At 47.6% G+C, this 20,806-nt stretch carries 22 protein-coding genes; 12 read left to right on the top strand and 10 right to left on the bottom strand.

The window, feature by feature from the left end; all coding sequences use genetic code 11:
• Positions 1-146: 146 nt before the first annotated feature.
• Complete coding sequence (locus tag AKL11_RS17900) at positions 147-839, top strand: response regulator transcription factor (RefSeq protein ID WP_067520053.1); 693 nt, start codon at positions 147-149, stop codon at positions 837-839.
• A complete protein-coding gene (locus AKL11_RS17895; protein ID WP_095210494.1) occupies positions 793-2,154 on the top strand; it encodes a sensor histidine kinase in 1,362 nt (453 codons plus the stop codon). Before AKL11_RS17900 ends, AKL11_RS17895 begins: the two co-directional genes overlap by 47 nt.
• Positions 2,155-2,227: 73 nt before the next feature.
• Here AKL11_RS17895 and AKL11_RS17890 read toward each other — a convergent pair whose 3' ends face one another.
• From AKL11_RS17890 to AKL11_RS17865, 6 genes are all read right to left on the bottom strand, one after another.
• Positions 2,228-2,605 carry a VOC family protein gene (locus AKL11_RS17890; RefSeq protein ID WP_067520050.1) on the bottom strand — a complete coding sequence of 126 codons (378 nt, stop codon included), beginning with the start codon at positions 2,603-2,605 and terminating at the stop codon, positions 2,228-2,230.
• Positions 2,606-2,707: 102 nt separating this feature from the next.
• Entirely contained in the window at positions 2,708-3,613 is a 906-nt protein-coding gene (gene scpB, locus AKL11_RS17885) for an SMC-Scp complex subunit ScpB (protein WP_067520048.1), read from the bottom strand.
• Positions 3,614-3,626: 13 nt separating this feature from the next.
• Positions 3,627-4,484, bottom strand: a complete 858-nt coding sequence (locus tag AKL11_RS17880) for a segregation and condensation protein A (protein ID WP_095210493.1) — start codon at positions 4,482-4,484, stop codon at positions 3,627-3,629.
• A gap of 204 nt (positions 4,485-4,688) precedes the next feature.
• Positions 4,689-5,903 (bottom strand): tryptophan--tRNA ligase, encoded by a 1,215-nt coding sequence (locus AKL11_RS17875; RefSeq protein WP_095210492.1) that lies wholly within the window; start codon positions 5,901-5,903, stop codon positions 4,689-4,691.
• A 443-nt stretch (positions 5,904-6,346) separates the two neighbouring features.
• Entirely contained in the window at positions 6,347-6,967 is a 621-nt protein-coding gene (locus tag AKL11_RS17870; RefSeq protein ID WP_067520046.1) for an L-threonylcarbamoyladenylate synthase, read from the bottom strand.
• Between the two features lie 255 nt (positions 6,968-7,222).
• Positions 7,223-8,140 carry a PHP domain-containing protein gene (locus AKL11_RS17865; RefSeq protein WP_067520045.1) on the bottom strand — a complete coding sequence of 306 codons (918 nt, stop codon included), beginning with the start codon at positions 8,138-8,140 and terminating at the stop codon, positions 7,223-7,225.
• Between the two features lie 66 nt (positions 8,141-8,206).
• Here AKL11_RS17865 and AKL11_RS17860 point away from each other — a divergent pair, with 66 nt between their 5' ends.
• The 3 genes from AKL11_RS17860 to AKL11_RS17850 are packed head-to-tail and all read left to right on the top strand — an operon-like array spanning position 8,207 to position 9,797.
• The gene (locus AKL11_RS17860) at positions 8,207-8,782 is read left to right on the top strand and encodes a septation protein A (RefSeq protein WP_067520044.1); all 576 of its coding nucleotides are present in this window, start codon (positions 8,207-8,209) and stop codon (positions 8,780-8,782) included.
• Positions 8,783-9,082, top strand: coding sequence for a YciI family protein (locus AKL11_RS17855; protein WP_067520043.1), 300 nt, complete (start codon positions 8,783-8,785; stop codon positions 9,080-9,082).
• Positions 9,083-9,131: 49 nt separating this feature from the next.
• Positions 9,132-9,797: a TIGR04211 family SH3 domain-containing protein gene (locus AKL11_RS17850; RefSeq protein WP_067520042.1), complete on the top strand. Its 666-nt coding sequence runs from the start codon at positions 9,132-9,134 to the stop codon at positions 9,795-9,797.
• On the opposite strand, the gene AKL11_RS17845 is transcribed toward AKL11_RS17850, so the two are convergent.
• Entirely contained in the window at positions 9,794-11,170 is a 1,377-nt protein-coding gene (locus AKL11_RS17845; protein ID WP_067520037.1) for a hypothetical protein, read from the bottom strand. The two genes, AKL11_RS17850 and AKL11_RS17845, sit on opposite strands and share 4 nt — an antisense overlap.
• Before the next feature lie 273 nt (positions 11,171-11,443).
• Between AKL11_RS17845 and rsuA the strand changes: the two genes are divergently transcribed.
• A complete protein-coding gene (rsuA, locus tag AKL11_RS17840; RefSeq protein ID WP_067520036.1) occupies positions 11,444-12,145 on the top strand; it encodes a 16S rRNA pseudouridine(516) synthase RsuA in 702 nt (233 codons plus the stop codon).
• Between the two features lie 46 nt (positions 12,146-12,191).
• Here rsuA and metG read toward each other — a convergent pair whose 3' ends face one another.
• Positions 12,192-14,249, bottom strand: a complete 2,058-nt coding sequence (gene metG / locus AKL11_RS17835) for a methionine--tRNA ligase (protein ID WP_067520035.1) — start codon at positions 14,247-14,249, stop codon at positions 12,192-12,194.
• A 163-nt stretch (positions 14,250-14,412) separates the two neighbouring features.
• Between metG and AKL11_RS17830 the strand changes: the two genes are divergently transcribed.
• The 3 genes from AKL11_RS17830 (at position 14,413) to AKL11_RS17820 (ending at position 16,951) form a co-directional block, all read left to right on the top strand.
• On the top strand, positions 14,413-15,453 hold the full coding sequence (locus AKL11_RS17830) for a hypothetical protein (RefSeq protein WP_067520029.1): 1,041 nt from the start codon (positions 14,413-14,415) through the stop codon (positions 15,451-15,453).
• 387 nt (positions 15,454-15,840) lie between these two features.
• Positions 15,841-16,275, top strand: coding sequence for a DnaT-like ssDNA-binding domain-containing protein (locus tag AKL11_RS17825; protein ID WP_067520027.1), 435 nt, complete (start codon positions 15,841-15,843; stop codon positions 16,273-16,275).
• On the top strand, positions 16,184-16,951 hold the full coding sequence (locus tag AKL11_RS17820; protein WP_157794289.1) for a replication protein P: 768 nt from the start codon (positions 16,184-16,186) through the stop codon (positions 16,949-16,951). Before AKL11_RS17825 ends, AKL11_RS17820 begins: the two co-directional genes overlap by 92 nt.
• A gap of 135 nt (positions 16,952-17,086) precedes the next feature.
• On the opposite strand, the gene AKL11_RS17815 is transcribed toward AKL11_RS17820, so the two are convergent.
• A complete protein-coding gene (locus AKL11_RS17815) occupies positions 17,087-17,320 on the bottom strand; it encodes a hypothetical protein (protein ID WP_067520023.1) in 234 nt (77 codons plus the stop codon).
• Between the two features lie 316 nt (positions 17,321-17,636).
• Here AKL11_RS17815 and apbC point away from each other — a divergent pair, with 316 nt between their 5' ends.
• On the top strand, positions 17,637-18,728 hold the full coding sequence (apbC, locus tag AKL11_RS17810) for an iron-sulfur cluster carrier protein ApbC (protein ID WP_067520022.1): 1,092 nt from the start codon (positions 17,637-17,639) through the stop codon (positions 18,726-18,728).
• Between the two features lie 24 nt (positions 18,729-18,752).
• On the opposite strand, the gene AKL11_RS17805 is transcribed toward apbC, so the two are convergent.
• Positions 18,753-19,328 carry an NAD(P)H-dependent oxidoreductase gene (locus AKL11_RS17805; RefSeq protein ID WP_067520021.1) on the bottom strand — a complete coding sequence of 192 codons (576 nt, stop codon included), beginning with the start codon at positions 19,326-19,328 and terminating at the stop codon, positions 18,753-18,755.
• 91 nt (positions 19,329-19,419) lie between these two features.
• Here AKL11_RS17805 and AKL11_RS17800 point away from each other — a divergent pair, with 91 nt between their 5' ends.
• Entirely contained in the window at positions 19,420-20,112 is a 693-nt protein-coding gene (locus AKL11_RS17800) for a class I SAM-dependent methyltransferase (protein WP_067520020.1), read from the top strand.
• Between the two features lie 124 nt (positions 20,113-20,236).
• A complete protein-coding gene (locus tag AKL11_RS17795) occupies positions 20,237-20,641 on the top strand; it encodes a CBS domain-containing protein (RefSeq protein ID WP_067520015.1) in 405 nt (134 codons plus the stop codon).
• The last annotated feature ends 165 nt before the right edge of the window (positions 20,642-20,806 follow it).

Raw genomic sequence — 20,806 nt, 5'->3', positions numbered from 1 at the left:
AAAGACGTCAATAATAATTCTCTGAAAGGCGCTATAAATTGAGAAGCATGTCACTGCTTTTTTCTCTCTTTTACCACGCTGTTACCTGTCTCTTGTTATAGTCTGCAGTGTTAAATCGTTATCGGATAATAGGCAGGGATAGGGTCATGTCAATTGAAGTACTGCTGATAGAAGATGATAGGGACCTGGCCTGTACAGTGATCGATTATCTTGAGCTGGAAGGAATTCAGTGTGATCTGGCCACCAATGGCACCGCAGGTTACAACATAGCGATAGAAGGCAAACACGATGTCTTGGTGTTGGATATTAATATGCCCGGGATGGATGGTTTTGAGGTGTGTCGGAAGCTACGCCGGAACGGTATGTCGACACCCATCTTGATGTTGACGGCAATGGATACCCTTGACGACAAGCTCAAAGGGTTTGAAACCGGTGCGGACGATTACCTGGTCAAACCTTTTGCCCTGAAAGAATTGGCGGCAAGGTTGAAAGCATTGGCCGGAAGAAAAACCAACCGTGCTCGCCGGCTAACTGTAGGGAATCTGGTTATGGATCTCGATACTCGAACGGTGACACGTGAAGGTTGCTCGATTTCTCTTTCCCCAACCTGCTGGTCATTGCTGGAAACGCTGATGAAAAATGCACCGGATGTGGTCGAGAAAAGCAAGCTGGAACAGGTAATCTGGCAGGGTGATAGTCCTGACAGTGATGCTTTGAAAGTTCACCTTTACCGCCTCAGGCAAAAGATTGATAAGCCGTTCTCTCATCCGCTTATTCATACGGTATCGGGATATGGTGTTGTCATATATGGGGAAGGCAGTGAAAGAGACCAGTCTTAAATCCTTTCTTGCTAGGACGCTGATAGGAGCAAACCTATTGCTGGTGGTATTTTATACATTCACCAGTGTGAACTTTTATTTTGAGGGCGCTGATGCGTCTCATCAGGTCTATCCAGAGTTGGTTGCCCAAGAATACAAAACACTGTATCAGGCTGGGCAAAAAGATCTGGCTCCTCCGGCCTTTGGTGGGCTGAAAAGTTATCGCTCTATCGATGACATTCCATTGGCACTGCGCAAACTATTTCCACCGGCTGACTATCAGCATCGACGGCTTTTATTGGAAGATGTGCCGGAGTTTGGTGTTGAAGACTACCCAGAAGGTATTTCTGAAGGAGATCTTGATCCTTTATGTGGTGGCGAATGTGATCTGATCTCTTTTTTCCCTTACCAGCTTGATGATAATCAGTGGTTGTATGTCGTTTATGCCTCAAGTGCCGGAGTCTATGATCACATTGACAGTGTCTTTGTTGATCAGCAATCTGATACCGTTTTGTATTTAGGTGGCATCTCAATTCTTATTATTGCATTACTCTCTTTCTATATCATTCGAAGGATCAGCGCACCCATAGAGGAAATGGCGGATTGGGCGGGAGGGTTAAACCTCGATACCATGAAAGAGGCGCCGCCCAGCTTTGCATTCCGTGAAATTTCATTAGTGACGCATCAGTTGCAAAGTGCCTTTATCCGTTTGGAAGCAGTGTTGGTAAATGAACGACAGTTTCTGAAAAATGCCAGTCATGAATTAAGAACACCGGTGGCTGTCATCTCTGGAAATCTGGAGGTGCTTGATATTCTGATTGGCAGACAGACTAACAACACAGCCAGTAATGCACTGGAGCGGTTGGTTCGTGCCAATCGTAAGATGAAAAGCCTGATTGAAACCATCTTATGGCTGAGTCGTCGTGGAGACGAGATGCCGTCAAAGGTGAAAATTGTACCGATGGATTTGGTTGACAGTGTCGTTGAAGAAAATCGCTATCTGCTTCAGGGTAAGCCTGTGACTCTTCATATTGACGTGATTCCTGAGTTTATCGATATTCCTGAAATGCCTTTTCAAATCGTCCTATCTAACCTGATTAGAAATGCATTTCAGTACACTCAGTCGGGTAATATCGATATTCGTGTGTTGATGGCGGGGGTTCAGGTTCACAATGACTGTGAGGGAGTCGGTAAAGGTTCTGGTACAGAAAGCGGGTACGGTTTTGGTTTAGGGTTGAATCTTGTCGAGCAGCTTTGTCAAAAGTTAAAGTGGAGATATACCTGCTGTGAGAATAATCATCGACACAGCAGCGAGGTGTATTTTGAATTGGATTAATTGCAGTCATTCAGACTCTGTCGTCAAGCTCAGCGGCAGCGCATCTAGCGCTGATCGTCGGATGTTTGGAGCGTCAGGATTTCCATGTGTCAAAGACCGCTTCAATATTATGTCCATCGGGGTCATGAACAAAACAAGCGTAGTAGTTTTCTGTATAGTGAGGACGAGGGCCTGGAGCGCCATTGTCTTTTGCTCCAGCATCCAGTGCTGCTTGATAAAACGCTTGAACCGTTAACTGGCTTTCTGTACGAAAAGCCACATGAACGCTGGTCAATTTCTCTTTTGTCTGAGACCTGCGGATTTCAAATAAGAATCCCTTTCCAAGGTCAAAGGCCCACATGACTCCTTTCTCCCCAAATGAGAGCTTATAGCCCAATGGGCGAAACGCCGTCTCATAAAATTTCCGGCTGAGCTCTACATCACTGACGGCGATGGTCACATGATCAATCATGCTTTTACCTGCGAGTTAAATTTAGTCTGATGTCTCGAGCGTCAAGAAAACATGACGCCCGAAATAGTATCGCTAACCATTGAAAAATAGAAATGTTAACGATCAGTGAACCGTTTCATCAGGTTCTTCTGTGGGTGTGGTTGGGCTTTCATCATCGGTAAGAGTGGTGGGTTTTGATACCTCTATATTGACAGAGTCTGGTGTTACTTCACTTTCATCCAGTGTTTCTGATATCACGCCTGACTCGTTGCTGACGTCAACGACAGTGACCTTCTGCTTTTTAATCAGGTCATCAAAGCCTGTGGGTAGATCCGCTTCCATTGCGTCCAGCTCATCAAACAAATCTTGTGCAGAACGTGCAGGCTCTTCTTTGACGTCTTCTTCTTTGATCTCTTCTTCTGGCTGTTCCAGGTTACCTGCAGCCATGGCTTCGGCTATCTCTTCAGGAATATCAAAATTGAGGGATTTTGCAATTTCTTCCAAGTCACGAATTTCTGAAAGGGGTGGCAGCTCATTCAGGTTGGTCAGATTGAAGTAATCCAGAAAGTGACGGGTGGTGGCAAACATTGCCGGGCGTCCGGGCACATCCCGGTGACCAACCACTCGTACCCACTCCCGTTCCTGCAGAGTGCGGATGATGTTACTGCTGACGCTAACGCCACGGATGTCTTCAATTTCACCCCGGGTAATGGGCTGGCGATAGGCGATCAATGCCAGTGTTTCCAGAAGCGCCCGGGTATATCGTTGCGGTTTTTCTTCCCATAAACCACCAATCCATTGGGTCATGGACTGGCGCACCTGAAATCGAAAACCGGAGGCGACTTGCTTCAGTTCAAAAGCTCTGCCTTCACAGGCTTCGGATACTTTCACCAGTGCTTCGCGGATTGCATTACCATCGGGGCGTTCTTCTTCCGGAAACAGTGCAGCCAGCTGATCAATGTTCAATGGTTTGCCGCTGGCGATGATGGCTGCTTCCAGAATCAGGGAGAGTTCAGGTTTTTCGCTCATAGTCAGTATCCGGTTATTCGATCCGTGCCTTAACGTGGATAGGACCAAAAGGTTCGCTTTGTACCAATTCGATCAAGGATTCTTTGATCAGTTCCATAATGGCCATAAACGTCACCACAACCCCGAGCCTGCCTTCGCTGACCCGGTAAAGCGCCACAAAAGGGGTGAAGCGTTCCGATGACAGCATGGCCAGCACTTCGCTCATTCGTTCACGAACGGACAGCGCTTCTTCGGTAACATGGTGGTGTTCAAACATGTCTGCCCGGCGCATGACTTCACTGAGCGCCACCAGAATCTCCTGCAGATCCACATCGGGGTGGGTCTGTGTTCGTTCCAGTTCTGGCGGTTGAACTCGGGTCAGATGGTTATCACGCCCAAGGCGTGGCAGTTCATCGATGTTTTCAGCGGCGGTTTTAAAGCGTTCGTATTCCTGCAGGCGCCTAACCAGTTCAGCCCGTGGGTCGTCCTCTTCTTCTTCCGCTTCTGCAGAACGGGGTAGCAGCATGCGGGATTTGATTTCCGCCAGAGTTGCCGCCATCACCAGATATTCCGCTGCCAGTTCAAACTGGCTGCTCTCCATCAGCTCGACGTAATCCATATATTGTTTGGTAATCTGCGCTACCTGGATATCAAGAATATCCATATTGTTGCGCTTGATCAGATAAAGCAGCAGGTCCAAGGGGCCTTCAAACGCCTCAAGGAATACTTCCAGAGCATCCGGTGGAATGTAGAGATCATCGGGCAGTTTGGTAAAGGGCTGCCCCAGCACTTTGGCCGGTGAGCGCTCTACCTTTTCAATGGCAACGTCCGATACGTCTGGCGGAGTTGCTGCATGATCCTGCTGATCGGCCACGGCTTCCGTCGTGGTCATGGGCGGTTTACCTTTTTCGGGTGTGACAACTTGGATGGTTTATTTGGTGTTCAGTTCCATCATGCCTGTTGGCTGGATTTCTGTCCAGAGAGGGGTTTCCGTGAGGGTGGCGTTTTCCGTTCTCCTTAAGAGCCGATCAGTGTTTGCTTTGACGGATGACGGATGACGGAATACGCCTCTATGCTGCAGAAAAGAGAAAGGCGTTTAACGATAGTTCAGCCCCATCACATCCCGCACTTCTTTTAACGTGTCCTGAGCTTCATCACGGGCTTTTTCGCAGCCTTCCGTGATAATGCTTTTCACCACATCCTGATTATTTTCCAGTTCAAGGGCTTCGATGCGAATCGGCTCAAGCTCTGCCTGTATGGCTTCTACCACGGTTTTTTTGCAATCAAGGCAGCCAATGGACGCGCTGGTGCAGCCTTCCTGAACCCAGTTCTGACGCTGTTCATCAGAATAGATCGTGTGGAAATGCCACACCGGACATTTCAGTGGATTGCCGGGGTCATTGCGACGAATGCGCGCCGGATCCGTGGGCATTTTTCGGATTTTCGCATCAACATCGTCCGGGCTTTCCCGAAGTGCAATGGTGTTGTTGTAAGATTTGGACATCTTTTGCCCGTCAAGACCGGGCATTTTTGCCTGAGGTGTTATCAAAGCCAAAGGCTCTGGCAGGATTACTTTTCCGGTACCTTCCAGATAGCCGAACAGTCGCTCCTGATCTCCGAGGGTAATGTTGTTTTGCTCCCGCAACAGAGCCTTTGCCGTATCCAGGGCGTCATCATCGCCTGTTTCCAGATAGGTTTTGCGCAGTTTGCGGTATAGATCGCCCTGCTTTCTCCCCATCTTTTTAATGGCCATCTCTGCCTGTTCTTCAAAGCCGGGTTCACGGCCATAGAGATGGTTGAAGCGGCGGGCCACTTCCCGAGTCATTTCTACATGAGACTCTTGATCTGCGCCAACGGGTACATTACCAGCACGATAGGCGAGGATGTCCGCACTTTGCAGTAATGGGTAACCCAGAAAACCATAGGTGGATAAATCTTTTTCCCGTAGCTTTTCCTGTTGATCTTTATAGGTAGGCACCCGTTCCAGCCAGGAAAGCGGCGTCATCATGGAAAGCAGCAGGTGCAACTCGGCATGTTCTGGTACGCGGGATTGAATGAAAATTGTAGAAGAACCCGGGTTCACGCCAACCGCCAGCCAGTCAATCACCATATCCACCATGTGCTGCTGCAGATGGTGTGGGTCTTCGTAATGGGTGGTCAGGGCGTGCCAGTCGGCAACAAAAAAGAAGCAGTCATATTCGTGTTGTAATGCCAGCCAGTTTTTTAATACACCGTGATAATGTCCAAGGTGTAACCGACCGGTTGGCCGCATGCCTGATAATACGCGCGACTGAGGATCTACAGCGCTCAAGGGGTTCTCCCGAATTCATCCTGAACTGCAGAGGTTACGACAGTTTTTGCTGTGGTAAAAGTGCCTTACCTGTGAATATGCTGGAAAAATGATCTGTGACTTAAATCCTATCTGAAAAATACTGGAATAATGTATTCCAACCTGAAACACATTCAGACCTATTTATCGTCAGGCTGTCCACGGTTATTGGTTATATGCCTTGTGTTGATGGTACTTATGTACTCTTTAAGGCAATAAAAAATAGGAAAGGTTCAAATTGGCCAAAAGGGTATTTTTGATGCCGGCAGTTATATGTAGACTGAAATGAGCAGGCTCCCTATGGAAGAGCCCTTAAATTTATATAGATAAGTTAGGCTCTTCACTAATTCTAGTGGGTTATTGAAAAGTGGATGAATCACTTTTCCCGACCTGAAGCACTTCCGGTACATCGCCCATCAGAGTTGCTATTGAAACGTGGAGACGTCACCTTTACCGGTTCTGAGTATTTCGGGAGCGTCTTCCATCAAACTGACCACGGTTGTCGGCTCTGTTCCGCAATAACCGCCGTCAATAATCAGGTCCAGCTGCGTTTCCAGAACATCACGAATCTCATAAGGATCCATCATTGGAAATTCATCGCCGGGTAGTTGCAGGGTGGAGCTGAGCATGGGTTCGTTCAGTTCTTCCAGCAGATGCTGGGCGATGATGCAATCAGGAACTCTGATGCCGATGGTCTTTCGTTTGGGGTGCATCAACCGACGCGGGACTTCTCTCGAACCTTTCAGGATAAAGGTATAGGGCCCGGGGGTATGGTTTTTGATCATTCGGTACTGGGTATTATTCACTTGGGCAAAATTTGCCAGTTCCGATAAATCCCGGCAAACCAGAGTGAAGTTGTGCTTTTCATCCAGACGACGAATGGCGCGTATACGGTCAACGGCTTTTTTATCGCCAATCAGGCAGCCAAGGGCATAACCGGAGTCTGTCGGGTAAACAATGACGCCACCATTGCGAACAATGTCTACCGCCTGACGAATCAGTCGGGCCTGTGGGTTTTCCGGATGAATCTGGAAGAACTGGCTCATGGTAATCGACAGCACTGCATGGGTTCACTCTGCTCAAGTTTGAAGAGTGGTTTGTCGGCCACCGCTCAGACGGATGCAGGGTGATGATAAAAAGAGCCTCCAATCAATGATCGTTTATATCATGAAGGCGCAGAATCTGGCGCATCATAGCACCGAAGCTGACGGGAATAAAAGGAGTGGTTGAGGAGGCTGGCCGAGAATAGACTGCCCTACTGCGAGCAATCAATTTGCTCTCGCTACGGGCGCTATTCCCGGTCAGCCTCCTAGCCATTGCGACCAGACAGGCTCTAACCCGTTGGGCAGTTTTGGCGGGAGTCTGCCAATATCTACCCAGGGGTAGTCTGGCGTGTGAAAATCACTGCCCTGGGAGGCGAGCAGTTCAAAGTCCTGACAATATCGGGCAATCTGGTCAATCTGACTTTGTGGGTGATTGGAACCCTGCACTTCCATGGCGTGGCCGCCGGCCAGTTTAAAGTCTTTGATCAATGCACGGAGCTTGGTGGCAGTCATACGATACTTGCCCGGGTGCGCCAGAACTGCCGTACCGCCAAGAACGCGAATCCATGCCACAGCTTGGCTCATTCTTGGCCAGAAGGCTTTGAGATTGCCTATCTTGCTGTTGTCCAGATATTTACGGAACGCGCTGTCCATATTGTTCACATAATCTTGATTGATCAGCCAGCGGGCAAAGTGTGGCCGGCCAATTTGAATATCGTCTGGCGTTAATTCAAAACCGTGTTCACTGCACCGCTGTTTGGCAATGGCGATGTCCAGTACTTGTTCAAAAATGGCGTCAGCTTCCCAGTCCGGCAATCGGCGGGCAAGACGTTCGGCAATGTGGTGGGAACGCTGCCGGCGAGATTCGCCCTGGGCATTAATCACCATGGGCAGATCCGGGTGATCCAGTGGGAAGTTCAAACCGACAATATGGATTTCAGCACCAGACCATGTGGTGGACAGCTCAATACCGGAGATCAGCTGAAGGTCATCATTCTGCCAGTGTTTTTGCAGAAAATGGTGCGCTGCCACGGTGTCGTGGTCGGTGATGGCCAGTACATTCACGTTGCGCTCCAGTGCTCTGTTACAGAGCTCGATTGGATCAAGTGTCCCATCGGAGGCTGTGGTGTGACTGTGTAAATCAATAGAAATCAAATTTGTGTCATACCCTGTCATTCAATTAGTTTATTATGTACGTTTGCAAAGATTGCATCACTGCCATTGTAACCTGATAGATAAAATATGAAGCAACTAATCGATTTTATTCCCCTGATACTGTTTTTTGTTGTGTACAAAATGGACCCACGGACGGTGGAAGTGGGGGCTAATGCGTTTGAACTGGGCGGCCCCTTCAGCGCAACACTGGTGCTGATGGTGACGTCAGTCATTATCTACGGCAGTCTGTTCCTGAAAAACCGGACGCTGGAAAAGGCCCATATTGTCACGCTGGTGGCGGTGGTATTGTTTGGCAGTATGACGCTGATTTTTCATGACGAAGCTTTTCTGAAATGGAAAGCACCCATTGTTAACTGGATTTTTGCGGTGGCGTTTCTGGGCAGTCAATTTATTGGTGAGAAAACCCTGCTGGAACGGATGATGGGCCATGCCTTAACGCTGCCAAAAGATATCTGGCTGAAAATGAACATCAGCTGGGTGGTTTTCTTTCTTCTGCTGGGTGCAGCAAACCTGTTTGTGGCGTTCACCTTCCACAATATCTGGGTGGATTTCAAAGTGTTCGGTAGCCTGATTCTGACGTTCCTGTTCGTTATTGGTCAATTCCTGCTTATTTCCAAGCATATTCAGCCTGAGGAGAAGTAAATGCTTTATGCCATCATCAGTGAAGATGTGGAGAACAGTTTGCCACTGCGCATGACAGTAAGAGCAGCGCATCTGGACAGATTGCAGCAATTGAAAGACGATGGTCGTTTGATTCTGGCGGGCCCTTGTCCGGCGGTTGACAGTAACGATCCGGGCGAAGCAGGCTTTACGGGCAGTCTTATTGTGGCAGAGTTTGCCAGCTTGGAAGCGGCTCAGGCCTGGGCGGATATTGACCCTTATATTGATGCCGGTGTTTATCGTCAGGTGACGGTGAAACCTTTCAAGAAAGTGTTACCCTGATTCCGATTTATTCTATCTGATTCAACAAGTAGTAGTGGTTCCTTTGACAATGCAAAAGCGATGGCTGGCTATTCTCTGCGGTGTATTATGGTTTGGGCAGGCGGCTGCAGAAACGCGATACGTGACGGATATTACCTATGTGCCCATGCGGGTTGGTCCGGGCAATGAGTATCGGATTATTCACCGGGGTATTCGAACCGGAACGGCGTTGGAATTACTGGAAGAAGATTCCGGTAATGGTTATACCAAAGTCCGTAATGGCGAGACGGAAGGGTATATTCCCTCTCAGTATTTGATGAATAACCCACCGGCGTTTCGTCAGGTGCCTGTGCTTCAGGCGCAAAATAAAACACTGACAGACAAAAACCGTAAGCTTGAACAGCGGTTGGCAGAAAGTGATAACCAGTTGCAGGAAGTGTCCAGTGAGTTGGGCAAAACCGAAAACCGTTTGGAGCAACAACAGGGTGAGATGAAACATCTGCAGGAAATTACAGCCGATCCTCTGGCCATCGATCGTCGTAATCAACAGTTAGTGGAAGAAAATGAGAATCTGAAGAACCAGGTTCAGTTGGTGGAAGCGGAAAATCAGCAGTTGATGAAAGACGACAGTCTGCGTTGGTATCTGTTTGGTGGCGGCACCGTATTATTGGGTGTTCTGTTAGGTTTGATTTTGCCGATGTTGAAGCGCGACAAAAAGCAGAGTTCCTGGGTTTAACCATGGGGCTCATTTGCTGGTGTATGCTGGGGTAAGGGTGTGAAAGCACCCTTACCATTTTTGAAATCGTTATAAACTTTACCAGCGCAGGTAAAGTACGCATGGGTAATGGCAAATCCTTCAAACCCTTCCTGAAACGTCTGACTTCCAGTGGCTACTTGGGCCGCAGACACAATATGAACTAAACGCTGCCCTTCTTCCGATTCAAACGGGATGTTTAATAGAATATAAGTCGTATAGAAACAGTTTGAAATACCTGCTGTACCAGCAATATATGGCATGCCTGATAGCTTGTTTTTCAAAGCTAGAGAGTGCTTCTGATTATCTGTATTGGTGGAAGGCTGAGCATGATAATAGGCTGAACGCATTTTTAAAGGATTTAGATTTTGCATTAAGTCGCTTTGGATTTTTGAATAGCCAATCTGTGTTAAAGGCTGGAGTCGATGTTCTGATACGTGGCTTTCTGGCTTCCACCACTGTTCATTTACTGTGTGATTTCTGCCTATATGGTTAAATTTGCTATAAATTTCGTAGATCCGGTCAGTATCACAAGGATTATTTTTTTCTAGCACTATTGAAGATATGCGGTAGATTGCACTTAGTAAATCAATAATATGATTTTCCTGTGAGCTTGCAACTTTTAGCAGTTGTGTAGCGAACGTTTCTTTTGATGTGATATCAAATAACTTGCTGGTGGGGAAATTGAGTTGCTCCTGCGCGGCTTGATGATATTTGACGTATGTTTGCCATTCATCATTACTCATGTCATTTATTTTATTAACAAGTGTTTTTGAAATATCCCGGATCAATTTTATGTTTTCAGGTAGTTCAAGAATGGATTTCGCTAATAGTGCTTCGTAATGTGATTTCGCTTTTCCACTTGAGGAAGGTAAAGGATACCTGATTGATGGGATACCGTTGAGTAATATTTTCTCTCTATTCAACTCAGGAACTAATTGATTAAGCATTATCTGAAGAAATATTGTTGAATCTGGCCTGGTAGCAATATTTAATAATAGATTACCTTTGTCATCTTCTAAGGTGAGCAAGTCAGATCTTTTGGATAGTATTTTTTCAAAAGTAACCTTGTCGCTATTATTCATCGCACTTAAAAGAAGAGTGAATGCATATCGATTGTTGTTTGCGAGAATCTCATCAAGGTCGCCTTTCCGTAATAAATCGATAGTGCAATCATAATTTGAGGTTAATAATTGATAATTTTTGAAGTGATTTTGTTGTGCAGCAGGTTGTATTTTACGATGCTTGATCGACTCCTTATTTCTTGTGGGCTTTTTATCTGAGACTTGGTCAGGTTTTTGCTCTGACCTTCTGAATGTGGGTGATGTTGCGCAGCGGCGTAATGGGTAGCACATAGAGATATCTTATATTTTTTATTCAGGTTGGGGGAGGAGATCGCCCTTAGGGAACTGGAAGGGACGATTATACCGGCGTCATCTCCGCGAAGGCGGAGATCCACTGTCGTGGTGGTTTCCCGCCATCGCGAGAATGACGTGTGCTGGTATTTTCGTCAATTCCACTTCCCTTAGACCTTTATGATATGCCTAAGTTCAGCGTGATCTCTAACTTGTAAGAGTGACATTAAATGTCTGTGGGATTATGATGCCCCGATTTCTCCGGTTTAAGCCATGCGTCTCGATAAATACCTCTGCGAAAGCACCGAACTCTCCCGCGCTGATGCCAAGAAATGTCTGCATCGCAGTGAAGTCACCTGTGATGGCGTTGTGATTAAGAATCCAGCGTTTAAAGTGCCGGATGGTTGTGATGTGCGCTTGCTGGATGAGCCAGTCAGTGTACGTGGTATTCGTTATATTATGCTGAACAAACCCATGGATACACTTTGCTCCAATGTGGATGAAGTGTATCCGTCCGTTCTCTCTTTGCTGGATATTCCTAAGGCGTATTCGCTGCACATTGCCGGTCGTTTGGATGCGGACACAACAGGTTTGGTATTGATCACCGATGATGGTCAGTGGTCCCACCGGTTAACCTCGCCGGTAAAAGCCTGTGAAAAGCGTTACCGTGTCTGGCTGGCAGACCCTATTCCTGAAGATAAGGTGACCGAGATGGTGGAATGGTTTGCCAAAGGTGTGGCGTTAAAAGCAGAGAAAGTACCCACAAAGCCTGCCGTTCTGGAAATGATTTCTGCTAGTGAAGTGTTGTTGACCATTACAGAAGGAAAATACCATCAGGTAAAACGGATGTTTGCGGCGGCGGGTAATAAAGTGGTCGGGTTGCACCGTGAGCAGATCGGTGAGATTGAACTGGATGCGCAATTAGCCGCCGGTGAGTGGCGTTATCTGACTCAGGAAGAAGTTGAATCTGTTTAAATAAAAAAGCCCCGACACTGCGGGGCTTTTTTGCGTGATAAAAAGATTACATCACACGCATGCCAGGTTGAGCGCCTTCGTGGGGTTCAAGAATCCACAGCTCTTTACCACCAGGTCCGGCAGCCAGAACCATGCCTTCGCTGACACCAAATTTCATTTTACGCGGTGCCAGGTTGGCGACCATTACCGTATGTTTGCCAACCAGCGCTTCTGGTGCGTAAGCGGACTTGATACCGGCAAACACATTCCGTGGTTTGTCTTCACCGATATCCAGCGTCAGACGCAATAGTTTGCCAGCGCCTTCTACGTGTTCAGCGTTGACGATTTTGGCAATGCGCAGATCCACTTTGGCAAAATCATCAAAGGTGATTTCATCGGCAACGGGCTCTTTTTCCAGCCACTGAGAGGAGGAGGCGGCTTCTTTTTCTGTTTCTTTTGCTGCTTCGCTCATTTTGGCGAGAACCTCCTTGCTGGCTTCGATCATGGCGGCCACTTTATCGGATTCTACCCGAGTCATCAGAGGTGTGAAGTTATTCACTCCGTGATCGGTCAGAATGTGCTGACTGTCCTGCCAGGTTAATGGCTCAACATTCAGGAAGGCTTCTGCTTTTTCCGCCATTGCAGGCAGAACAGGCTTCAGGTAGATCATCAGTAGGCGAAACAGATTGATACCTGTGCTGCAGATGTCGTGCAACTCCTGATCTTTACCTTCTTGTTTGGCAACGACCCAAGGCTTCACTTCGTCAATCCAGGCATTGGCTTTGTCCGCCAGCGCCATGATCTCGCGCATGGCTTTGCCAAAATCACGGCCTTCGTAGCAATCAGAAATACGGCTAGCCGCTGCCTGAAATTCTGCAGTCAGTGCTGGCGCAATATCCGTTGCAGACAGCGTGCTGTCGAAACGCTTCTTAATAAAACCGGCGTTACGGCTGGCAATATTGACCACTTTGCCCACCAGATCCGAGTTCACCCGCTGAATGAAATCGTCGGTGTTCAGATCAAGGTCATCAATACGGCTGGACAATTTTGCCGCGTAGTAATAACGCAGGTATTCCGGATCCAGATGTTCCAGATAAGTGCGGGCAGTGATAAAGGTGCCGCGGGATTTGGACATCTTTTCGCCGTTGACGGTCAGATAACCGTGAACGTTGACGCGGGTTGGCGTGCGGTAGTTGGCGCCGTGCAGCATGGCTGGCCAGAACAGACAGTGGAAGTTCACAATGTCTTTACCAATGAAATGATGCACTTCGCACTGGCTGTCTTTTTTCCAGTAATCATCAAAATCCAGATCGTCACGACGGGCGCACAGGTTTTCAAAGGCCGCCATGTAGCCGATTGGCGCATCCAGCCAAACATAGAAATATTTACCCGGCTCACCAGGAATTTCAAAGCCGAAATAAGGTGCGTCACGGGAGATATCCCAATCCTGCAAACCGGTGTCCAGCCACTCGGCCAGTTTGTTGGCAATCTCATCAGAGATGGTGCCGGAGCGGGTCCACTCTTTCAGGAAGCCATCGAAATCAGAAAGTTTGAAGAAGAAGTGTTCACTTTCTTTCTCGATAGGTGTCGCACCGGAGATAGCTGAACGGGCGTTTTTCAATTCTGCCGGAGAATAGGTGGCACCACAGGCTTCACAGTTATCACCGTACTGATCTTTTGCACCACACTTTGGGCATTCGCCTTTGATGTAGCGATCGGCCAGGAACATGTTTTTTTCCGGGTCGTAGGCTTGCACGATGTTGCGGCTGGCAATATGCCCTTTTTCTTTTAGGGCGAGATAGATGGATTCGGAGAGCTGGCGGTTCTCTTCGGAGTGGGTGGAGTGATAGTTATCAAATTCCACATGAAATTCACCGAAGTCTTTTACCCGTTCCACGTTAATGCGCGCCACGGATTCTTCCGGGGTAATGCCCTGCTTTTCGGCGTGCAGGCTGATGGCGGTGCCGTGGGCGTCGTCCGCGCACACATAGGTGCACTTATTGCCAGACAGTTTCTGGAAGCGAACCCAAATGTCGGTCTGGATGTATTCTACCAGGTGCCCCATGTGCAATGGGCCGTTGGCGTAGGGCAGGGCACTGGTGACGAGTATTTTACGTTGGCTCATTCGGTTGTCTTGATGGTCAATAAAACAAAATCAGCATTATACAGGGAGTCTGGCAGAAAACCCATTGGGGGAAACGCTTCGGCAATTGCAATATGAAACTATTCAAGAGGCTTGGGGTCATATTCTACAGAACGGTTATTTATATTTGAGAAGGTGTTTAATTATGCAGGTGCAAGCAAATCAGCATGTGTTTTCTGGTCAATCGGTTGATTCTGGCGGAGTTGGTGTCAAGCCGGAAGGGAATGCTTTACAACGATTTCACTATAAATATAACCCTGAGAGTGGCACGGAACGGAGATGGGGGAACAGTTTTATGACCGTTGCCGGGTTTTCTGCGGCCGGTGCGGCAGGGCTGAATTATATGGCTTCATCGTTAGAGCATTTGGGTAATCAAGATGGCTCCATTATCGAAAGGACGGTATATGTCATGGTCGAAAACCCTCTGGTGGCTGGGGCGTGTACAGGTTTTGCCGGTGGTGCTCTGCTTGTTGGCATGCTTCGTGGTCAAGGGTTAAAACCCCGTACTGAAGAAGGGGTTCGGTTTATCATGGACGGACTGATTCATAAAGTGGAAAAAAGTACTCAGAGCATAGAGCAGTATAAAAAAACCATTGATATTCATGCAGGACTTTTATCTCAAAAGAAACCGCTTATACTTCAGGAAAAAGCGACAAATGAGCAGGTTGAGAAAACAAGATATGCCAAGAGGATGCAGGAATATCAACACAAAGCCGGTCTGGTCGCCGGAGAGTTAAAAGGGTATCTCGATGCCGTGTTTGAGCGACTTAATGATCCTGATCGTTGCCCATCTTATGAAGAAACAGTCAGTGGGCGAAGGAACGGGGGTACTTTTCAGTTAGGTCAGACCGTTTCAGGTTTTTTTCATAATCGCAATTACTCCTGGTTTGCACAGGACAGTTTGAAAAAAGCATTGATACCTGCTCTCACAGAAACTGAGTTGCAAAAAGTGGACGCTATATTCGCAAAATTTCCGTGGCAACCGACATATTGGCCTAAAGAAGGTCCGCTCGAAAAGGAATATCGACAGCTTGAGAGTGCCAAAAAGTCAGATCAGCGGGGAATGGCTGAAGTTCAGCATGGGTTGTCGGGTCTTTTACGGCGTTATCCACTTCTGGTGCCTGATTCGGACAACCAAGTAAAGACTCCATCGCTTGATAAATTTATTGGGTATCTACCAGACTGACATTGGAAGGCTGATTAACAGGGATGTTATGATGTCGTCAGAGTTCATCTGGTATTGGTGAGCTGATTCTTACTTCTTCTTTGAATTCCCTTTTGTAACTGCTGGCAATATTGTCCCCTGTCCCTTGTGTTTTTTAGATTAAATAATATGAGTTTCATAAGAAATTATCATTAATCTGTAAAGTCGATGACTGGTAGAATGATCGAAAAACGTAGCGGGGGATGAAAAAGGGGTAGGAGAAGCTATCCTTTTTCACGTACTTTACTCATTGCCTGCGGTTCAGTTTGGCCGCAAACTATCGCTGTAATCAGAGAGCTGTTAATAAAAAACGGTAGTAGTGTGTTAGAACCCTAGACCACAACCGGCAGTGCAGGTATTGTTGATTAAATGACTGACGAAAATCGAAGAAATCAGAGAAAACTGAATGCAGGCATGCCGACCTGGATGCTGAATAAGCAATCTGAAGTGCATGACGAGCACCCTATTTTTGGGCAGGAAGAGCCTAAGCCAGCGCAAAGGGAAGGGGCTCGGGTGCAGCCGTTGCCAGAAGATTTTGAGCCTGCCCGGGAAATTCTGGAATTTTTGCAAGCCCATCAGGGCATTCCTCTGGATTTTATTGCCACACAGCTGATCGACTTTAAACTGTACTGGCACGAAACCGGCGAGGCGCGTAAAGCCTGGCAAAACAAGTTTAAATCCCACGTTATCTACCAGTGGAAACGGAACCAAAGTGAAACAGGGCAAAGATCTCGCCAATCAACTGCAGAAAAGCTTACAGACCGCAGTTGGGACGACGGCTTCCAGTTCGAAGACAACGACTGAACCAGCGCCTGCTCAGCAGCAGTCCACTGGCTCCAGTCAGCAAGGGCGTTCTGGTGCCGACCATGTGGACGCCATTAATGCCATGTTCACATTGTTGGAAGATGCGTACCCTCTCAAGTTCAAAAGAGCCTTCCAGACTCACGAAGATGTCATTCGTGCCAAGCGGGTCTGGAAAAACTCCCTTCAAGAATTCAGCCCCCGTCGTATTTTATTGGCGGCCAGAAAAGCGCTGGATACGTCAAAGTTTTTCCCCGATCTGAGCGATATCCGCGAGCTGTGTAAGCTGCGTTATGATGAAGTGGGTCTGAAAGAACCGCTACAGGCTTACTACGAAGCTTGTTATTCGCCTCAGCAAACCCGTGAACATAACTGGTCACACATCGCCGTCTATCTGGCCGCTCGGGAAACGGGCTGGATGATGCTGCGCAGTGAAGAGCAGCGAGTGGCGTTTCCGGTGTTTGAGCGTAACTACGAAATTCTTTGTAACCGGGTGCTTGAAGGTGAAGACCTGGAAGCGTCCATCATGAAGGGAATAGAAGACGGGCGTAGTCAAGAAGCCACCCGTCAAATGGAAGATGCTGCTCAAAAAACACAGCGCAGGGTGATGGCGTCTCAAGGCATTGATCCGGACAACGGGCAATCAGCCCGGGATCGTTTGCTCAAAGTATTTGGCTAGTCTGGCTAGTATTCCGCCCTAAATGCTATTGCCACAGTATTTTCTCTTCAGTAAAGGGTTGCTGTGGTTGATCGTTTTGGAACGGGCACTGGCTCTACTTTGAGCACCGGTTGGCTCTTTACGTGAAGTAGGTGTTTATTTGCAGAAACCTTCACTAACAACCTGAATGCCGTGGTTCTTAATAGAAGTTTTCTTATTAACTTCGCTCTGTTCTTTTGTGTGCCTGGCCTCCAAGGCTTGTCCAAAAAAATAACCTACCTTGGCACCTGCTAATAAGCTGGCGGCTCCAAATCCTATCACTACCGTTACCGGCATGCCCAGATAAAATCCGATCGAAACCCCAGATGCCCCAGCGATATAACCTGTCATGCTCGCTAAGATCAAGTTGGCTGGAAGATTATGCTGATGTGAAGGGACAGGTATATTACGCCGAGGAAGACTTGAAGTTATCACTATTAAAATTCCATGGAAGATTTTGTGATCTAGATGTCGCTGACTAAACAGCCATACTTTAGTGGTTAAGTACGAGCAAAAGTTCATTATTACGTGTTGCTCAAGACGGTGGTGACATAAATTTTTTCATTTATTCGCTACTCCTATGGCGAAACCGCCAGCAGCGCCTTGAAATTTGGACTGTCCGCCTATATTGAGTTGAACAGATTTTTCCATTATCTGGAGTGTTGTCATGAACCCTGATCGTGCTGATATTGAAGCGGCGATTCGCAGTTATCAGGATCCCTACCTGAAAAATAATTTGCTGGATGCCGGCTGCCTGAGCTCTCTTGTGTTGGATGACGGCAAGGTTCAGGTCGCGTTCACCTTGGGTTATCCGGCTGCTGGCTTGTGTGAGGGCGTTGCTCACATGTTGTCCAGCAAGATAGAAGACGTTGAGGGTGTGCAATCGGTCGATGTGTCTGTCAAATGGCAGGTTGATGCAGCACCGGTTCAGGGTGAGCTGGAAACCATGGCCGGGGTGAAAAACATCATTGCTGTGGCCTCTGGCAAAGGTGGCGTTGGTAAATCCACCACGGCGGCGAATCTGGCATTGGCGCTTTCTGCTGAAGGCGCAAGAGTGGGTATTCTGGATGCGGATATTTATGGCCCAAGTATGGGGCAGATGTTTGGTATTGCTGATGGTACTCGCCCTGAAGTGAAGAATGAGAAGTTCTTTATTCCCATTGAGGCGCACGGTATTCAGGTGATGTCCATGGCGTTTCTGGTAACAGAAGATACGCCGGTGGTGTGGCGAGGGCCAATGGTGAGTGGTGCCTTGATCCAACTATTGACTCAGACCGTCTGGAACGATCTGGATTATCTGGTTATTGATCTGCCGCCGGGTACGGGTGATATCCAGTTAACGTTGGCTCAGAAGATTCCGGTGTCTGGCAGTGTCGTGGTGACTACACCTCAGGATCTGGCGCTGATTGATGCCAAAAAAGGCGTCGAAATGTTCCGCAAAGTAGAAGTGCCGGTACTGGGTGTTGTGGAAAATATGGCAGTGCATATCTGTTCCAGCTGCGGTCATACGGAGCACCTGTTTGGTGAAGGTGGCGGAAGCCGTATAGCTGATCAGTACGGTGTGGATCTGCTCGGCTCTTTGCCTTTGTCTATGATGATTCGTGAACAAGCGGATGAAGGCGCGCCAACGGTGGTCTCTGAGCCGGAATCCCAGATTGCCATGATCTATCGGGATATGGCTCGACATGCTGCGGCGAAACTCTGGCTTCGCAATCAGCAGGCGCCAGCGATGCCTGAGTTATCCGTTCTTGATGATTAAAAGCTGACGATTAAAAGCTAACGACTAAAACCGTTTGATTTTTTCTCGAACTTTGTCGAGAAACTGGCTCAGCTCTGGTTTGGAAATTTTGTCCATTCGGTAGAGAGCGAGCCAGTCAATATCCCTGCATTTTGTGACCGCTTTTAAACTGAGTTTCATCATTTTCCGGGGAGGGTTTCCGATCAGTGTCATTCGCCACTTTGATGAACCTTGGGTGGTGATGATTTGAATCTTTTTAATGTTGGTCAATTTGGGTTTCACGCCTTCCGGGCCAAATTCAGCAACTACTGACGGCAACCAGACCCGATCAAACCATCCCTTTAAAATGGCCGGTGGCCCCATCCACCAGGTTGGGTAAACCATAATTAACGCCTCCGCCCATTGCAGCTGCTTCACGTACTTGTCCACCGTTTCGGTGTTATCTTTCTTCATATAATTTGCACGTTCACTGGCGCTCATTCTGGCTTCGAAATCTTCCAGATACAGATCCAGTGTTTTGATCTCATGGCCTTTCAGTGCCAGTTGTTCGCAGACCACGTTGAAGATGCTGTGGTTGAAACTGTCGGTCACGGGGTGGGCAAGAAGCACCAGCGTTTTCATTGTTATGGGTTCCAGAGGCAGTCATGAAACTTACCTGTTGAGTCGTTGTCTATGCTGTGGAGCTTTCTATCACTTAGGTCAGACTATAGCAATGGATGATATCTTTCAGGACCACTGGCGCTTATATCAGAAAATACTAAATGAAGATTATATGGGACATCGAGAAATAGCGTCTTTTTTACAGCAGGCTCTGGCGCCTCCGTTAAAGCAGTTAAGAGTGCTTGAGCTGGGGTGCGGGGATGGCGATCTTTTCTTTCGATTAACCCCCCGTGTATCTGTGGGTCATTATGTGGGGGTGGATATCACAGAATTTGCCTTGAATATATTCAAGGAACGCCTGAATGAAAAAGATGATTTGCCGGTTGATGTTCGGTTGCACCACCGGGATATGCTCTCTTTCTTAACGCAGTGTGATGATCAATTTGATGTGATCGTTGCCGGTTACTGTGTTCATCACCTGAGCGCTGACGATAAACAGCAATTGCTGATGAGTGTGTTACCCTGTCTCAAATCGGGAGGGCAATTGTTTCTTTATGATCTGTTTTTGAAAGACACGCATGACAAGAATGCCTATATTCGTGATTATATGGCGGAGGTTCGACAGCGGTGGATGTCGTTGTCAGAGTCAGAGCAGGTAATGGTTGAATCACATATTTCGGAATGCGATTTCCCTGAAACAGTGAGCAGTTACAGGGAGTGGGCCGAGGGAGTCGGATATGATGGTTTTGCTCAGGTGTGGCAGGGTGAATTCTGGGCAAACAAAATAATACGTTTCCAGATTTAAAGCGCTAACAATGAACTGCTCAGTGATTGATGGTGGTTCGTGAGAGTTGTTGACTTAAGTCAAAATAGTGGTTGTCCGCAATGGTCATACTGATCGAAACAAAATGACTCAGGGAGCCAGGAGCATGACTAATGATAACCCTTTAAATACCATGACCGCCGCCCAGATTATGTGCCAGAAAGTACTCACAGTGCCCTCTGACTGGTCTGTGGATCGACTGGCCCTATTTCTCACAGATAAAGGCATTTCCGGCGCGCCGGTGGTCAATAATGCGGGTCAGCTGGTAGGTGTTGTGTCATTTTCCGACATTGTCCGTGAGGCTGGCAGTGGGTTAGTGGATATGACCCTTCGAGATGACGATTTCTATAACGCCATGACGGATAAAGGACTGTCTCCTGAAGACCAGCGTTCTTTTCATGATCTGGTGGATCAGTCAGCGCTGGTGAACGATATCATGACGCCGATGGTGTTTGAGGTTTCTGGCGATACCCCGCTGTATAATGTACGCGATGTTCGACTTTTAAACTGACCTGAAAAAGGCATGACTGACCTACTTTTCTGCTATTAAAAACAGTGGATACAAAGGAGGAAACCAGCCATGCCCGTTGAACAGTTTATCACTACTGTCTTCTGCCTGATCGACGATTTAATCAAAGAACTCGTTCCATTACCTCTGAGAAGCCGCGGTTATCCA

This window comes from Endozoicomonas ascidiicola (assembly GCF_001646945.1).
Taxonomy (GTDB): Bacteria; Pseudomonadota; Gammaproteobacteria; order Pseudomonadales; family Endozoicomonadaceae; genus Endozoicomonas; species Endozoicomonas ascidiicola.
Note: the sequence above shows the minus strand (reverse complement) of the source record. Positions and strands in the feature narration are given on the sequence as shown.

What these genes read in the sequence shown, in the direction of transcription:
- AKL11_RS17900 (WP_067520053.1), top strand. Translation starts at nt 147, where the DNA reads ATGTCAATTGAAGTACTGCTGATAGAAGATGATAGGGACCTGGCCTGT.
- AKL11_RS17895 (WP_095210494.1), top strand. Translation starts at nt 793, where the DNA reads ATGGTGTTGTCATATATGGGGAAGGCAGTGAAAGAGACCAGTCTTAAA.
- AKL11_RS17890 (WP_067520050.1), bottom strand. Translation starts at nt 2,605, where the DNA reads ATGATTGATCATGTGACCATCGCCGTCAGTGATGTAGAGCTCAGCCGG.
- scpB (WP_067520048.1), bottom strand. Translation starts at nt 3,613, where the DNA reads ATGAGCGAAAAACCTGAACTCTCCCTGATTCTGGAAGCAGCCATCATC.
- AKL11_RS17880 (WP_095210493.1), bottom strand. Translation starts at nt 4,484, where the DNA reads ATGACCACGACGGAAGCCGTGGCCGATCAGCAGGATCATGCAGCAACT.
- AKL11_RS17870 (WP_067520046.1), bottom strand. Translation starts at nt 6,967, where the DNA reads ATGAGCCAGTTCTTCCAGATTCATCCGGAAAACCCACAGGCCCGACTG.
- AKL11_RS17865 (WP_067520045.1), bottom strand. Translation starts at nt 8,140, where the DNA reads ATGACAGGGTATGACACAAATTTGATTTCTATTGATTTACACAGTCAC.
- AKL11_RS17860 (WP_067520044.1), top strand. Translation starts at nt 8,207, where the DNA reads ATGAAGCAACTAATCGATTTTATTCCCCTGATACTGTTTTTTGTTGTG.
- AKL11_RS17855 (WP_067520043.1), top strand. Translation starts at nt 8,783, where the DNA reads ATGCTTTATGCCATCATCAGTGAAGATGTGGAGAACAGTTTGCCACTG.
- AKL11_RS17850 (WP_067520042.1), top strand. Translation starts at nt 9,132, where the DNA reads ATGCAAAAGCGATGGCTGGCTATTCTCTGCGGTGTATTATGGTTTGGG.
- AKL11_RS17845 (WP_067520037.1), bottom strand. Translation starts at nt 11,170, where the DNA reads ATGTGCTACCCATTACGCCGCTGCGCAACATCACCCACATTCAGAAGG.
- rsuA (WP_067520036.1), top strand. Translation starts at nt 11,444, where the DNA reads ATGCGTCTCGATAAATACCTCTGCGAAAGCACCGAACTCTCCCGCGCT.
- metG (WP_067520035.1), bottom strand. Translation starts at nt 14,249, where the DNA reads ATGAGCCAACGTAAAATACTCGTCACCAGTGCCCTGCCCTACGCCAAC.
- AKL11_RS17830 (WP_067520029.1), top strand. Translation starts at nt 14,413, where the DNA reads ATGCAGGTGCAAGCAAATCAGCATGTGTTTTCTGGTCAATCGGTTGAT.
- AKL11_RS17825 (WP_067520027.1), top strand. Translation starts at nt 15,841, where the DNA reads ATGACTGACGAAAATCGAAGAAATCAGAGAAAACTGAATGCAGGCATG.
- AKL11_RS17815 (WP_067520023.1), bottom strand. Translation starts at nt 17,320, where the DNA reads ATGACAGGTTATATCGCTGGGGCATCTGGGGTTTCGATCGGATTTTAT.
- apbC (WP_067520022.1), top strand. Translation starts at nt 17,637, where the DNA reads ATGAACCCTGATCGTGCTGATATTGAAGCGGCGATTCGCAGTTATCAG.
- AKL11_RS17805 (WP_067520021.1), bottom strand. Translation starts at nt 19,328, where the DNA reads ATGAAAACGCTGGTGCTTCTTGCCCACCCCGTGACCGACAGTTTCAAC.
- AKL11_RS17800 (WP_067520020.1), top strand. Translation starts at nt 19,420, where the DNA reads ATGGATGATATCTTTCAGGACCACTGGCGCTTATATCAGAAAATACTA.
- AKL11_RS17795 (WP_067520015.1), top strand. Translation starts at nt 20,237, where the DNA reads ATGACTAATGATAACCCTTTAAATACCATGACCGCCGCCCAGATTATG.